This is a genomic window from Ralstonia sp. PBBBR1 (assembly GCF_002256165.1).
Taxonomy (GTDB): Bacteria; Pseudomonadota; Gammaproteobacteria; order Burkholderiales; family Burkholderiaceae; genus Ralstonia; species Ralstonia thomasii.
In genome coordinates this window covers 144,597-159,801 of record NZ_NKIL01000002.1, presented here as the reverse complement: position 1 = coordinate 159,801, position 15,205 = coordinate 144,597, and the positions used below count along the sequence as shown (strand labels likewise).

The 15,205-nt window shown below is 64.2% G+C and carries 11 protein-coding genes; 8 read left to right on the top strand and 3 right to left on the bottom strand.

What is annotated here, in order from left to right; translation table 11 throughout:
* Positions 1–66 precede the first annotated feature (66 nt).
* The 7 genes from CFE42_RS00740 (at position 67) to CFE42_RS00710 (ending at position 8,149) form a co-directional block, all read left to right on the top strand.
* Positions 67–975 (top strand): ABC transporter permease, encoded by a 909-nt coding sequence (locus CFE42_RS00740; RefSeq protein ID WP_004626972.1) that lies wholly within the window; start codon positions 67–69, stop codon positions 973–975.
* Position 976: 1 nt separating this feature from the next.
* Entirely contained in the window at positions 977–1,771 is a 795-nt protein-coding gene (locus CFE42_RS00735) for an ABC transporter ATP-binding protein (protein WP_004626975.1), read from the top strand.
* A gap of 243 nt (positions 1,772–2,014) precedes the next feature.
* Positions 2,015–3,562, top strand: a complete 1,548-nt coding sequence (gene tssI, locus CFE42_RS00730; RefSeq protein WP_004626976.1) for a type VI secretion system tip protein TssI/VgrG — start codon at positions 2,015–2,017, stop codon at positions 3,560–3,562.
* Between the two features lie 161 nt (positions 3,563–3,723).
* Positions 3,724–4,812 (top strand): ABC transporter ATP-binding protein, encoded by a 1,089-nt coding sequence (locus tag CFE42_RS00725; protein WP_004626979.1) that lies wholly within the window; start codon positions 3,724–3,726, stop codon positions 4,810–4,812.
* A gap of 71 nt (positions 4,813–4,883) precedes the next feature.
* Entirely contained in the window at positions 4,884–5,924 is a 1,041-nt protein-coding gene (locus CFE42_RS00720) for an ABC transporter substrate-binding protein (RefSeq protein WP_004626981.1), read from the top strand.
* Positions 5,925–6,027: 103 nt separating this feature from the next.
* Positions 6,028–7,296 (top strand): ABC transporter permease, encoded by a 1,269-nt coding sequence (locus CFE42_RS00715; protein ID WP_004626984.1) that lies wholly within the window; start codon positions 6,028–6,030, stop codon positions 7,294–7,296.
* A gap of 16 nt (positions 7,297–7,312) precedes the next feature.
* On the top strand, positions 7,313–8,149 hold the full coding sequence (locus tag CFE42_RS00710) for an ABC transporter permease (RefSeq protein WP_004626986.1): 837 nt from the start codon (positions 7,313–7,315) through the stop codon (positions 8,147–8,149).
* Between the two features lie 198 nt (positions 8,150–8,347).
* On the opposite strand, the gene CFE42_RS00705 is transcribed toward CFE42_RS00710, so the two are convergent.
* The gene (locus CFE42_RS00705; RefSeq protein WP_004626988.1) at positions 8,348–9,112 is read right to left on the bottom strand and encodes an SDR family oxidoreductase; all 765 of its coding nucleotides are present in this window, start codon (positions 9,110–9,112) and stop codon (positions 8,348–8,350) included.
* Between the two features lie 131 nt (positions 9,113–9,243).
* Here CFE42_RS00705 and CFE42_RS00700 point away from each other — a divergent pair, with 131 nt between their 5' ends.
* A complete protein-coding gene (locus CFE42_RS00700; RefSeq protein ID WP_004626990.1) occupies positions 9,244–10,170 on the top strand; it encodes a LysR family transcriptional regulator in 927 nt (308 codons plus the stop codon).
* A 9-nt stretch (positions 10,171–10,179) separates the two neighbouring features.
* On the opposite strand, the gene CFE42_RS00695 is transcribed toward CFE42_RS00700, so the two are convergent.
* Both CFE42_RS00695 and CFE42_RS00690 read right to left on the bottom strand, forming a co-directional pair.
* Positions 10,180–11,073 carry a transporter substrate-binding domain-containing protein gene (locus CFE42_RS00695; protein WP_004626991.1) on the bottom strand — a complete coding sequence of 298 codons (894 nt, stop codon included), beginning with the start codon at positions 11,071–11,073 and terminating at the stop codon, positions 10,180–10,182.
* Positions 11,074–11,281: 208 nt separating this feature from the next.
* On the bottom strand, positions 11,282–15,103 hold the full coding sequence (locus tag CFE42_RS00690) for an autotransporter domain-containing protein (protein ID WP_004626993.1): 3,822 nt from the start codon (positions 15,101–15,103) through the stop codon (positions 11,282–11,284).
* Positions 15,104–15,205: the final 102 nt, after the last annotated feature.

The window sequence follows — 15,205 nt, the reverse complement described above, 5'->3', positions numbered from 1 at the left end:
CCTACCCACAAGCGTCCCCGTTCATTGCACACAGGCCGGTGCCCAATCACCGTGCCCTACTCTGTCATGTCACTGTTTTCATTGCTCGGCGCCCTGGAGATCGGTCTGATCTTCAGCCTCGTGGCGCTCGGGGTGCTGATCTCCTTCCGCATCCTCAACTTCCCTGACCTCACTGTCGACGGCAGCTTCCCGATGGGCGGCGCTGTGGCGGCCACGCTCATCGCTGGCGGACACGATCCGTTCATGTCGACGCTGGGTGGCACGCTGGCCGGCGCAGTTGCCGGCTTCATTACGGGCTGGCTCAACGTGCGCCTGAAAATCATGGACCTGCTCGCCAGCATCCTGATGATGATCGCGCTGTACTCGGTCAACCTGCGCATCATGGGTAAGCCGAACGTGCCGCTCATCTCGGAGCCGACGATCTTCTCGCTGCTGCAGCCGGAGTGGATGCCCGACTACGTGTTCCGACCCGTACTGCTGGGTGTTGTCGTGGTCGTCGTCAAGCTGCTGGTGGACTGGTTCTTCTCGACGCAGATCGGCCTGTCGCTGCGCGCGACCGGTGCCAACCCGCGCATGGCACGCGCGCAGGGCGTCGCCACCGGCGCGGCCACGTTGGCCGGCATGGCGCTGTCCAACGCACTGGTGGCGCTTGCTGGTGCGCTCTACGCGCAAACGCAGGGCGGCGCCGACGTGTCGATGGGTATCGGCACCATCGTCATCGGCCTGGCTGCCGTCATCATCGGCGAGACCGTGCTGCCGGCACGCCGCCTGGTGCTGACCACGCTGGCCGTGGTGGTGGGCGCGATCCTGTATCGCTTCTTCATCGCCCTGGCGCTCAACAGCGATTTCATCGGCCTGCAGGCGCAGGATCTGAACATGGTGACCGCCGCGCTGGTGGTGATCGCGCTCGTGCTTCCCGGTGTGCGCCGCAAGGTGTTCGGCAAGCTCGCCAAGAACGGTACCAAGGGGAACTGACATGCTGAGCGCACAAGGACTCACCCTCACCTTCAACCCGGGCACGCCGATTGAGACGCGCGCGCTGCGCGGCCTGTCGCTGGAGATCCCGTCGGGCCAGTTCGTGTCCGTGATCGGCTCGAACGGGGCCGGCAAATCGACGTTCCTGAACTCCATCAGCGGCGACCAGCTGGTCGACTCGGGCCGCATCACCATCGACGGTGAAGACGTCACGCGCAAGACCGCGTGGCAACGCGCCGACAAGGTCGCCCGCGTGTTCCAGGACCCGATGGCCGGCACCTGCGAAAACCTGACCATCGAAGAGAACATGTCGCTGGCCATGTGCCGCGGGCAGCGTCGCGGTTTCAAGTTCGCGACCAACCGCAAGTGGCGCGAGATCTTCCGCGAGCAACTGCGCCGGCTCGACCTAGGCCTGGAAAACCGCCTGACCGATCGCATCGGCCTGCTCTCCGGCGGGCAGCGCCAGGCCGTGAGCCTGCTGATGGCCTCGCTGCAGCCGTCGCGCATCCTGCTGCTGGATGAGCACACCGCCGCGCTCGACCCGAAAACGGCCGCCTTCGTGCTGGAGCTGACCGCCAAGATCGTCTCGGAGAGCAAGCTGACGACGATGATGGTGACGCACTCCATGCGCCAGGCGCTCGACTACGGCGACCGCACGGTGATGCTGCACCAGGGCAACGTGATCCTCGACGTGCAGGGCGAGGAACGCCGTGGCCTGGACGTGCCGCACCTGCTGCAGAAATTCGAGGAAACGCGCGGTGCCAAGGTGGACGACGACGCGCTGTTGCTGGGCTGAACCAACCGCTGCTTTTCAACGCGCTAGAGAAACGGGCACCTTCGGGTGCCCGTTTTCTTTTGGGGCAAGCGCATCAATGTCGCATTCGACGTTCGATTTACTATCACTTGTTCTGAATTCTGATTTTGAAAATTAGAAACGGCTTTCAGAACCGTCTCATGTATTTGCAGCATCGCTTTTGGCAGCCTTTGGCAGGTTTGCACGTATTTCATTTTGTCGATTACTTGCCAAAGGAGCCCCTTCATGGACGGCCTAGATCATTTGCCGCTTTCTGGCCGGACCATTTCCGTTTCAGGCGCGGCATTGCCCATGCTTCTTGGGCAACCCACCTTGGTGTTTTCAAGTCTATCCGGCACGGACAACCTCAACGAACTGTTCGAATACGATCTGGAACTGCGCACGCCAGATGAACGTAACGCAATCTATGGCCCCGCAGCCGACCTTGACAAAAAGACCCTGGAGGGCACCGAAGTCACGATCCGGATTGAACTGGATGGCTCGGGCATCGGGTTGCAAAGCGGCACGGGTGCAGGCACACGCGAGATCACCGGGATCGTCACACGGGTGCGCGGCCCCTATCTGGTAGGCCGACATATCGCCTATCGCCTCACACTGCGGCCCTGGTTATGGCTTGCAACGCTGCGCTCAGACTACAAGATCTACCAGGAAATGAACGTTGTTCAGATTCTGGATGCGTTGCTGGGAAATTACATCTACCCGGTAGAAAAACGCCTGGATGTGCGGAGGTACCCGAAAAGGGTCTTTCAGCAACAGTATGGCGAGACGGACTTCGCCTACTTCCAGCGCCTCACTCAAGAGTGGGGAATTTCCTGGTTCATGGCCCATTCCGGCGGGCGGCAACGCCTTGTGCTAACCGATAGCAATAGCGCATTCGGGCCCTGCTCAAGCGCCGCATATCACACGATCCGCTGGCAGGCCACACCCAACCGCATCGACGAAGAACATGCCCATGAATTCGAACTCATTGACCAGCTTGTCTCGGGCGAGTGGCGTACATCGGACTACGACTTTGGCAAGCCTCGTGCCGACCTGAGCATTCGGGACCGCGACCCGCGCGAGACTGCGCACTCAACGCACAGTCTCTACGAATACCCCGGCGACCACAGCCAGCCGGCAACCGGCAGCGACCCATGGGACGAAGGCCGATTCATCGCTCGCATTCGGATGGAGGAAATCCGGCAGCATGGATTGCGCGGCAAAGGCAAGGGTAACTTGCGCGCAATGGTGCCGGGCTGCACCTTCCACCTCGTTGGTTTTCTTGAACAGGAAGCCAACCGTGAATACCTCATCTTCGGCACCAAGCTTCGCATTGAAGACATCGGCGAAACCACGGGAACCGGCCAGCAATGGCGTTGCGAAGTGGAATTCGAGGTACAGCCAACCAACGAAATATTCCGGCCCGCACGCACGCAGCACAAGCCACGTATGTCTGGCCCGATCCAAGCGCGTGTCGTCGGCCCGGCAGGACACCCGATACATACCGATCAGTACGGGCGCATCAAGGTGCAGATGCCGTACGACCTGTACGGCAACAACGACGAGCACAGCTCATGCTGGGTACGCGTTGCCAATGCGTGGGCGGGCATACGACCTAAACTCAGACACATCGGCACCACCACACGATCGACCGCCGAGCTTGCTCGGGCAAGGCATCCGGGGTTTTCCCTATTGTGGTGCCACGGGCCCGCGCGCCCGTGGGACGTGCCTGCGCGGCTGCCAAAAATGGCTCCATCAAATAACCGGGATTGGGTCCACTTGGCAGAACAATGAGCCGCTATAGTCCATCAACAATTCGTCACAACACAGCATGTGGACCGAGGCAGATGGATCGGGAAACAGCACAACGGGCTGCATGAGCGCAAGCCAGCGAATGCAGTCTGCAGCCGACAGGGCTCAGGCTGGATGACCGACATGGTACGGAGGAAGCAGCAATGAAGACCGACGACGTGATCGTCAGCTTTCGCGGTGTACGCAAGACGTATGACGGCGAGACCCTCGTGGTCAAGCACCTGGACCTGGACATCTACCAGGGCGAGTTCCTCACCCTGCTCGGCCCCTCCGGCTCGGGCAAGACCACGTGCCTGATGATGCTGGCCGGGTTCGAATTCCCGACCGGCGGCGAAATCCGCCTCGAAGGTGCGCTGCTCAACAACGTGCCGCCGCACAAGCGCAACATCGGCATGGTGTTCCAGAACTACGCGCTGTTCCCGCACCTGACGGTGGCGCAGAACGTGGAATACCCGCTGACGGTGCGCAAGATCCCCGCCAGCGAGCGTGCAGACCGCGTGCACAAGGCCCTGCAGATGGTCCGCATGGAAGGCTTTGCCAAGCGCTACCCCGCCCAGCTCTCCGGCGGCCAGCAGCAGCGCATTGCCCTGGCCCGCGCGCTGGTGTTCGAGCCCAAGCTCGTGCTGATGGACGAGCCGCTCGGCGCGCTCGACAAGCAACTGCGCGAACACATGCAGTACGAGCTGAAGTCGCTGCACGAAAAGCTCGGCGTGACCTTCGTCTACGTGACGCACGACCAGGGCGAGGCGCTCACCATGTCCGACCGCGTGGCCGTGTTCGACAAGGGCATCGTGCAGCAGCTCGACACGGTGGACAGCCTCTACGAACGCCCCTGCAACGAGTTCGTCGCCAACTTCATCGGCGACAGCAACACGCTGCGCGGCACCGTCACCCGTGTCGACGGCGACTACTGCGAACTGCAACTGAACAACGGCGCCCGCATCATGGGCCGCAATATCGCCGGCGCCAATGTGGGGGCCGCCGCCACCGGCTGTATCCGCCCGGAGCGCATGCGCCTGGCCGAAGGCGCCTCCGCCGCCGGCAATGCGCTGGTGGGCCAGACGCGCGGCCTCGTCTACTTTGGCGACCACGTGCGCATGCGCTGCGCCCTGCCCGATCAGCCTGAATGTTTCGTGAAGGTGCCGCTGGGCACGCGTGCGCTTGAAGGCTTCGCGCCCGGCGCGCCGATCCAGCTTGAGTTCGCACCTGAACATCTGCGCGTTTTTGCATGACGCACGCGGGCAGCCCTGCCGGCATGCCTCGACCACACGTTGTACCCACACGCCAATAAGAGGAGCCAGGAATGAAACAGATCACAAAGACGCGTCTGTCCGTGCTTGCCGGCGCATTCGCCATTGCATTCGGCGCGCACGCTGCGGAAATCACCGTTGTGAACTTCGGCGGCGCCAATGGTGACGCACAGAAGGCCGCCTTCAACAAGCCGTTCGAGGCGCAGACCGGTAACAAGGTCACCGTGGTCGAGTACAACGGCGAGCAGGCCAAGATCAAGGCCATGGTGGAAGCCAAGCACGTCAACTGGGACGTAGTGGAAGTCGAATCGGGCGACATCGGCCGCGGGTGTGACGAAGGCCTGTTCGAGAAGCTCGACTGGAGCAAGATCGCCAAGAAGAGCGATCTGATCCCCGAGTCGCCGAGCACCTGCGGCGTGGGCTTCTTCGTGTGGTCGACCGCGATGGCGTACAACGCCGACAAGCTCAAGACTGCCCCGACCGGCTGGGCCGATTTCTGGGACGTGAAGAAATTCCCGGGCAAGCGCGGCATGCGCAAGGGTGCGCGCGGCAACCTGGAATTCGCGTTGATGGCCGACGGCGTGCCGGTCAAGGACGTCTACAAGGTGCTCGCCACCAAGGACGGCCAGAACCGCGCGTTCAAGAAGCTCGATCAGCTCAAGCCGAACATCCAGTGGTGGGAAGCCGGCGCACAGCCGCCGCAGTTCCTGGTGGCGGGTGACGTGGTGATGTCCACCGCGTTCAACGGCCGCATCGACGCCGCGCAGCGCGAAGGCAAGAACCTGAAGGTGGTCTGGAACGGCAGCATCTACGACCTGGACTACTGGGCCATCCCCAAGGGCACGCCCAACAAGGCGCTGGCCGAGCAGTACATCGCCTACACGCTGTCGCAGAAGCCGCAGCAGGAATACGCCAAGCACATCGCGTACGGCCCGGCCAACGTGGCGGCGATCAAGGCGCTCGACGCCAAGACGCAGGCCAACATGCCGAACTCCCCGGAGAACGCCAAGAACGCCGTGCTGCAGAACCTGCAGTTCTGGACCGACCACGGCGACGAGCTGGAACAGCGCTTCGCCTCGTGGGCGTCGAAGTAACCGCATAGCGGTGTAACGCAGTGACCGCGCGGATGCCTTGCAGGTTTGGCAAGGCATCCGCCGGACGAATTCCCGTAGCGATGGCGAGGCAGCATTGAACACCATGACGATCGCGGCTGAATCGGTTCCGGAATCGACGGCCAAACTCAAACGCGAATTGAAGAGCGCTGAGGCGCGCAGGCGTGCGATGGCGCTGGCGCTGGTGGCGCCGCTCGCCATCTTCCTGCTGCTGATCTTTGTCGTGCCGATCGGCGCCCTGCTCACGCGCGCCGTGCAAAACCCCGAGGTGGCCGACGCGCTGCCCAAGACAGTCATCGCCCTGAAAAACTGGGACCGCAAGAGCCCGCCGGCCGACGCCGCCTACGCCGCCCTCGCCGCAGACCTCACCATCGTGAGCGAAGGCGAAGCGATGGGCGCACTGGCCCGCCGCCTCAACACCGAAATCCCGGGCTTCCGCTCGCTGGTTGCAAAGACCGCGCGCGCCATGCCGCTGGCCGATGATCAGGGCAAGGCATTGACGCTGACACCCGGCCAGATCCGCGCCAAGCTCCTCGAAGTCGACGAGCGCTGGGGCGATGTCACCTACTGGCAGGCCATCGCCAAGAACAGCAGCCGCACGTCGCCGTTCTATCTGCTGGCCGCGCTGGACCACCGGCAGGATGCCTTCGGCCAGATCGAAGCGACCGACCCCGACGAGCAGATCTACGTGACGGTGTTCATCCGCACCTTCGTCATCAGCGCGATGGTGACGTTGTTCGCGCTGCTGCTGGGTTATCCGCTCTCGTACTGGATTGCCTCGCTGCCGGAGCGCCGCGCCAATCTCGTCATGGTGATGGTGCTGATCCCGTTCTGGACGTCCATCCTCGTGCGCGTGGCGGCGTGGATCGTGCTGCTGCAGACCGAGGGCCTGATCAACCACGGCCTGATGGACCTCGGCATCATCAAGGAGCCGCTGGCGCTGCTGTTCAACCGCGTGGGCGTGTACATCTCGATGACGCACATCCTGCTGCCGTTCATGATCCTGCCGCTGTACAGCGTGATGAAGTCGATCCCGCCTACGTACCAGCGCGCGGCAGTGTCGCTGGGCAGCCATCCGTTTGCCGCGTTCTGGCGCGTGTATGTGCCGCAGACGTATCCGGGCATCGGCGCCGGCGCGCTGCTGGTGTTCATTCTCGCGCTGGGCTACTACATCACCCCCGCACTGCTCGGCGGACCGAACGACCAGATGGTCAGCTACTACGTGGCCTACTTCACCAACGTCACGATCAACTGGGGCATGGCGTGCGCGCTGGGTGCGCTGCTGTTGCTGGCGACGCTGGTGCTGTATGCCGTGTATGGACGCTTCACGCGGCCCAAGGTCCGCGTTGGTTGAACGGAGCCCATCGACCATGAAACTCACCAAACCGATGTTTGCCCCGCACACCTCGCTCATTGAACGCATCTGGTACTTCGCGCTGCGCGGCCTGGCCGTGCTGACGCTGCTGTACCTCGTGCTGCCGGTACTGGTGATCGTGCCGCTGTCGTTCTCGTCGAGCACGTTCCTCTCGTACCCGATTCCGAGCTATTCGCTGCGCTGGTACCAGAACCTCGTCACGTCGGACGAATGGCGCATGGCCGCCGAGAACAGCTTCATCGTCGCGCCTGCCGCCACGATCGTGGCAACGGTACTGGGCACGCTGGCCGCCATCGGGCTGAACAAGGCCGACTTCCGTGGCAAGGGCCTGCTGATGGCGGTGCTGGTGTCGCCGATGATCGTGCCGGTGGTGGTCGTGGGCGTTGGCATGTATCTGTTCTTTGCCCCGCTGGGCCTGGCGAATACGTATATCGGGCTGATCCTCGCGCATGCGGCGCTGGGCGTGCCGTTTGTGGTGACGACCGTGCTGGCGACGCTGCAGGGCTTCAATCACAACCTCGTGCGGGCAAGCCTTTCGCTGGGTGCCAACCCGGTCGTGACGTTCTTCCGCATCACCCTGCCCGTGATCGCACCGGGCGTGATTTCCGGCGCGCTGTTTGCGTTTGCCACCTCATTTGATGAGGTGGTGGTGACGCTCTTCCTGGCGGGTGCCGATCAGGTGACGCTGCCACGCCAGATGTTCACAGGCATTCGCGAGAACATCTCGCCGACGATTGCGGCGCTGGCGACGATCTTGATCGTGTTTTCGACTTGCCTGCTGCTGACGTTTGAGTGGCTGCGGGGGCGGGCTGCGGCTAAGGCGGTGGCGTAAGCGGTTTGGGTTTTGGTTGTTTTCTGTGGTTCATTCCCTGTTTCAGCCCCGGCAGGGGGTGAAACAGGGAATGCGCTGCTGTCCCAAGCATCAAGCCCCAAGTTCCCACACCTCGGAACTCAACACGCGAAGCTCTTCGCACGGCGCTCAGAGCTCGGCAGTTGGCGTTCTGAACGCCATGCCCCGGGACGGGCGTGCTTAGAGGAACATCCCGCCCGAAGCTTCAATACGCTGCGCATTGATCCACCGGTTGTCCGGCGACAGCAGCGAGGCCACCACGCCGCCAATATCGTCCGGCACACCAGCGCGTCCCAGCGCCGTATTGGCCGCCACCATGGCATTGAGGCTGGCGTTGTCGCGCACCGCACCGCCACCAAAGTCCGTCTCGATGGCGCCCGGCGCCACCACGTTCACGGCAATGCCGCGCGGGCCGAGTTCCTTCGCCAGATACCGCGTCAGCACCTCCACCGCGCCCTTCATTGCCGCATACGCGCCGTAGCCCGGCAGCGCAAAACGCGCCAGCCCCGACGAGATATTGACGATGCGCCCGCCGTCAGCCATGAGCGGCAGCAGGATCTGCGTGAGGAAGAACACGCCTTTGAAATGCACATTCATCAGTTCGTCGAACTGGGCTTCAGTGGTTTCGGCCACCGTGGCGTGCACGCCCACGCCGGCGTTGTTGACGAGGTAATCGAAGCGCTCGGCCTTCCACTGCGTCAGCACGCCGTGCACGGCCTCGGCAAAGGCGGGGAACGTGGCGATCTTGCCGGTGTCAAGCTGCAAGGCAGCGGCACGGCGACCCTGGGCTGCCAGTTCGGCGACGAGGGCATCGGCTTCAGCGCGGTTAGTGCGGTAGGTGAAGATCACGTCGGTGCCGCGCTGGGCCAGCTTCTGCACCATGTTCTTGCCAAGGCCGCGGCTGCCGCCGGTAATGATCGCGATGGGGGTATGGGTCTGCGTCATGGTTGCTCTCCGGTTGGGTTTGGGATGGGTGTTGAACACCGTGAGAGCATGGTATTGAGCGATAAATAAAGAATAAATCTCGCTTATCCTATCGCTGTGTTTGCTCACAGATAACAATCAACCCACCCGCCATGTCTACCAACCGACTAGAAGCCATGCAGATTTTTGTGCGCGTGGCCGAACTTGCCAGCTTCACGCGTGCGGCAGAAGCGCTGAGCATTCCCAAACCGGCCGCCTCGGTGGCGGTGCAGCAGCTGGAAACGATGCTCGGCACGCGCCTGCTGCACCGGACCACCCGCAAGGTGCAGCTTACGCAGGACGGCCAGACGTTCTATGAGCGCTGCCAGGATCTGCTGGCCGACATGGACGAGCTGCAAACGATGTTCCGCCAGAGCCCGCAAGCCCTGCGCGGCCGCCTGCGTGTCGACATGCCGGTGGGCGTTGCGCGCCGCATCGTCATCCCCGCCCTGCCCGCGCTGCTCGATGCGCATCCCGAGCTGGAAATCGAACTCTCCAGCACCGACCGCCGCGTTGACCCTGTACGCGAAGGCTTCGACTGCGTATTGCGCATCGGCGTGCTGACCGACAGCAGCCTGATCGCCCGCCCGCTCGGTCAACTGCATCAGGTCAACTGCGCGAGCCCCGCCTACATCGCGCGCTATGGCATGCCGAGAACGCTCGACGACCTCGACCGCCATCGCATCGTCCACTACGTGCAGACGCTGGGGACGAAATCGCCTGGATGGGAATACACGGTGGACGGCCGCTCCGCATTCCGGCCGATGAAAGGCGCGGTGACCGTCAGCTCAGCCGAGAGCTACGACGCTGCGTGCCGCGCGGGGCTGGGGATGATCCAGGCGCCGGTGTACGCGGGGCTGTCGTCGGCGATTGCGGACGGCACGCTCATCGACGTCATGCCCGACTTCCGGCCCCCGCCGATGCCGGTGTCGCTGGTGTACCCGAACCGGCGGAATCTGCCGGTTCGGGAGCAAGTATTCATGAACTGGATGGCAAACCTGTTGGCGACGCACCTGGAGACGGCATCGAGCGGGCGATAGTGAGCGAGGTCACTGCGCCGGCTTATCGCTACGCTTTTTCAGGTTGGCGCGCAGTGCATCGCTCATCGGCATGTCGAGGTTTGCACCGGCCGGCGGGATGGGCGACTCGAACCATTTCTTGTACAGCGCGGTGAATTCGCCGGATTTCATGAGCCGTGTGATGGTCGCATCCACGAGCCGCTTGAAGGCGGGGTCGTCCTTGCGAACCATGCAGGCGTACGGCTCGACCTGCAGGGTTTCCGCCACGACTTCCAGCGCAGCGGGATTTGCAGAATTGGCACGCAGGCCGTACAGCAGCACGTCATCGAGCGCCAATGCCGTCGCTCGGCCGGTTTCGACGAGCTTCAACGCGTCTGCGTAGTCCTTGCCGGAAATGATCTGGACGTCGATGTTGTGTTCTACGGCAAACTTCTTGAGCACCTTTTCGTTCGTGCTGCCTGCCGTGCTCGCGACGGTCTTGCCGGCCAGGTCCGGGTAGTTTTTGATGCCCGAATCGCGCTTGGTCAAGAGGCGCGTTCCCGCGTAGAAGAAATTGATCGAGAAGGCCACGTCCTTGCCGCGCGCGCTGGTGTTGGTGGTCGATCCGCATTCGAGGTCGTAGGTGCCGTTCACCAGCAGCGGGATCCGATTCGTGCCGGTCACCGGAATCGCTTCGACCTGCAGAGACGGCTTCTTCAGCCGGGCGCGCACATCGTCGACGATGGCTTGCGTCAGGTCGACGGAAAATCCGACCGCCTTGTTCGGGGCCAGCAAGTAGCTGAACGGAACCGCCGCTTCACGGTAACCAACCGTGATCTTGCCTGCCGCAGCGACCTTTTCCAGCGTCTGGGCGTGGATGCCCTGCGCCGCCACCGTTAGACCCGCCACGACAAGCGTGGAAGCGAGTGTGTGTCTCGTGTTCATTTGCGTCTCCATGGATGCGTCCCGCACTCTGTAGGCTTTTGGCAGCTACAGCGCCCTCCCTACGGAATCTAGGCGCAACCCCGTTCTTGCCATTGATGCAGGTCAACATGCCGGACCCGTGTGGCTCAGCATGAAAAAAAAGCGCCGAGTTGCCCCGGCGCGTTGTTCATCGTTCTGTCCAGCGTGCGCATTGGCACGCCCTATTCCGTCAGAACCTGTGATTGACCCGCACATACGCGGACTGCGTAGACACGTGGCTCGTGTTGAGGGTCGCATCCACGCCCAACGACACCGTGGTTGCCTTGGTTGCCTGAAGCGTGACGCTGGCACCGGTCGTCAGGAACGAACGCGGCAGATCGGTGCCCGGGGCGGTGAACGCGGTGGCGTCCTGGCTCTGGACCTGGACGACGCGCCCCGCGTTCATCAGCTCGTGCGCATAGCCCACGCGAAGCTGCACGTTGAGCGGGCGCACATCACCGAAGGCCTTGTCGAGCGTGACGCCCACATACGGCTGGAGACTGCGCGCGCTGTCCGGACCGGCTTGCAGGTTCTGGCCGTTTGCGCCGTTCTCGCCGAAGCCGCTGCCGCGCACATAGGCATAACGCATGCCGACGTGTGGCGCGAGCCGGATGCCGCCCATCTCCAGGGGCAAGCTGGCCTGCGTGGCGGCGGTGAATTCGTGCGCCAGATGGTCGCCCTCAGCGGTACCCACACTGCCAAACGGCCGCTTCTGCGAGAGGAAATCGAGCCCATAGCCCACGGTAGCCGATAGATCGACGGCGCCCATCGGCTGCGCGCCGTAAAGCGCCACGCGCAACGTGTCGATGGTGCCCGATGCGCCGGTGGTGTCTTCGCCGAGCGTGGTGTGCGTGTAGCCGCCCGCTACGCCAACGGTGGCGGCACCCACGCGGCCCTCCGCGCCCGCGAGGAACCCATAGGCATGCGTGAGGAAGCCCGGCGCATTGCCCGACCCACCCACCTTCGTGCTGGAGCCGCTGGCCGTGACCCACACATCTTTGGAACCAGCCAGGGCATCCTGCGGCCCAGACACCCGACCGAGCAGCGCCGCGTTGGCGCCCTGTGCCTGCAGCAGCGCTGTCGTGCCCTGCGCCGTGTAGATGGTGGTCTTTGTCGGCGCCACGACGGTCGGACTGCCTGGGTTGCCGGGCGCTGTTGCTTCAGCAAGCAGCACGTCGACCGCATTCCTTCCGTAGTCCACCGATGTCTGTAACGTGCCGAGGTTGGCTCCGGCCGTTGCTGTGTTGACGTTTGCGAAGCGCCCCGTCACGCCACTGGCTGCGCTCAGCACGGTATAGCGGCGGGCGGTATAGGTGCCTGGATCGAACACGATGGCCAGCGAGCCGCCGAGCGCTGCCGCACCGCCCACGCGCAGTTGCGCTGCGTCCGTGGGGCTGACTTCGATGGCGAGCATCCCCGTCGAGCCTTGCGTGTAATTGCCGCCCACGGAAAGCGTTCCGATGGAGCCGCCCGGCGCGACCACCCCGCTGCTGCTCACATCGCCGGAAACCGTGCCATGGCCGCGCAGGGTGCCCAGCGCGTTCACCAGGACATTGCCGCCAAGCACAGCACCGGCGTTCGCTGCATCGCCAACGGCCAGGGTGCCGCCCGCTACCGTGGTCGACCCCGAGAAGCCGCTGCTGACACCGTTGAGCGTGAGCGTGCCCGTGCCCTGCTTGATCAACGCGCCGTTGCCGCTCAGGCTGCCGCTGAAGGTTTGGGAGGAATCGTCGGCCAGCGTAAGCGCGCTGCCGTTCAGCACCACGCGGCTACCAGCTACGCCGGAGAGATACGCCACCGTCTGGTTGCCGCCAGCAGACAGATCGAGTGACGAACTGGCCCCCGTGAGCGTGACGCGCGTAGCCGAAGCCAGGCGGCCGGCACCCGACAGCGCCAGCGTGCCGGCGTTGATGGTCGTTGCCCCGCTATAGGTGTTCACGCCGGACAGTGTTTGCGTGCCGCCATTCAGCGTGAGGCCACCCGTACCGCCGATCGCGCCGCTAAACGCGCCGCCTGCATTGGCCAGCGTGAGTGTCCGGCTGCCCAGGGCGACCGCGCCCGAGCCGCTCAACGCGTTGATGGTGGCGTCGGCGGTCGTCCCGGAAATATCGAACGAGCCGTTGTTGACCACGCCGCTCGAGGCCGCAATGCTGCCGCCCCCGGTCAACGCCAGTGTGCCGGCGTTGATCGTCGTCGCGCCGGTAAAGCCGTTCGCACCCGACAGCGTTTGCGCGCCATTGGCGACCGTGAGGCCGCCCGTACCGCCAATCGCGCCGCTGAACGTGCCGGCTGCGTTGGCCAGCGTGAGTGTCCGGCTGCCCAGGGCAACTGCGCCCGTGCCGGTCAATGCGTTGATGGTGGCGCCGGAGGTCGTCCCCGAAATATCGAACGTGCCGTTGTTCACCACACCGCTCGAAGCGGCGATACTGCCCGCGCCGGACAACGCGAGCGTGCCCGCATTGATGGTCGTGCTGCCGGCATAGCCCGCCGTGCCCGAGATGGTCAACGTGCCAGCCCCCGTTTGCACCACATTGCCCGACCCGCTGATGGTGCCTGCGTACGTCACTGCATCGCTGCGGTTGAAAGCCAGCGTGCCGTTGTTGACGATATTGCCCGCCACCGAGCCGGTGGTCGCACCGTTGCCGATCTGCAGCGTGCCGGTGGTGATGGTAGTAGCGCCCGTGTAGGTGTTGTCGCCCGTCAGCGTGATCGTTCGACTGCCGGTGACGCCCACGCTGCCCGCGCCCGATATGACGCCTGAAACAACGAGATTCGTCGTGGTCGAATCGAGCGTGACACGCGACGTGGCGTCGCCCAGCGTGACGTCGTTGGACAGCGAGAGGCCTGCACTGCCCGCCGTGATCTTTGCTGCCGCCCCCGCGGCCACGTCGAGGTTGCCGATGATGTTGGACCCCGTCAGCAGTTGCAGCGTGTTGTTCGTCCCATTGAACTGGATGGCAGCCGCCCGCGTGAGACCGTCGCTGTACAGGCCGCCGCTAATGGTGCCGCCATTGACGATGACGTCACCGTTGGTAATGACACCCACGCCCGCGGCACCGCCATTGCCCGCACCGCCGGTGATCGTGCCAACGTTGGAAAGCACGTTGAACCCGGCAGCCAGATTGACGCCCGCGCCGCTGGCACCGGCCGTGCTGCCGCCGCCACCACTGGCACCGCTTACACCGCCCACGATCGACCCAATGTTGGTCACCTGGGTACCGGAGCCCAAGGTCAGCAACCCGTCGCCGCCGCCACCGCCGCCGCCCGGGTTCCCGGCAGAACCTCCGTTGCCGCCGTTGCCACCGATCAGCGTGCCTTGGTTGTTCACGTCGGCCGCTGGCGTCACTATGACGAACGCTGCACCGCCACCGCCGCCGCCACCGCCGTTGGAGGCCGGCCCCGATGTGCCGGCACCGCCATTTCCGCCCGCGCCCCCCTGCACGGTCATCCCGCCGTTGACTGTGACGCTGGTGCCCGTGGAATACACGCCCGCACCGCCGCCGCCCGCGCCGCCTGCAAAAGTGAATCCGTCGAACGCTTGGCCAGACCCGCCCTGCGCGTTTGCATTGACCACGGCATCGCCAGCGAGCACGACTGCGGGCGCGCCGCCCGGGCCGCCCTGCCCGCTGTCGTTCGTGGCACCGGTGCCGCCCGTCCCGCCGGAAGTCGGCCCGCCCGGGACCTGAACGGTGGCCGAGCCTCCGCCCAGCGTCGACGAACCACCGCCCCCGCCATTGCCGCTGCCGCCATTACCGCTGCGGTTCGGGATGCCATTGCCGCCAGCAGCGCTGCAGGCTGTGATCGTGCTCGACGAGCAGGTCGCGGCCCAGCTCGGGAGTGCCGCGCCGGCCAGACCGAGTGATACGCCAATCGAAATGATGGATGCGCGCCGACGCGCATGTGTCGTGTCGCCGCTGGCGTCAACGCCCCCGCGCGATGCCTTTGTCAGTTCCGATACCACTTGCGGAGCACGCAAGGTGCGGCTCCAGACCAGCCGATAGACCCGGTTCATGTTGATCCCCTCGTCGCGTAGTCCCATGGGTCGGGCGCTGATCATTGAGAGGCTGGACCGTGGCGCGAGTGACCCGTTTTTTTTTCTTGTCGTTCTCTGGCG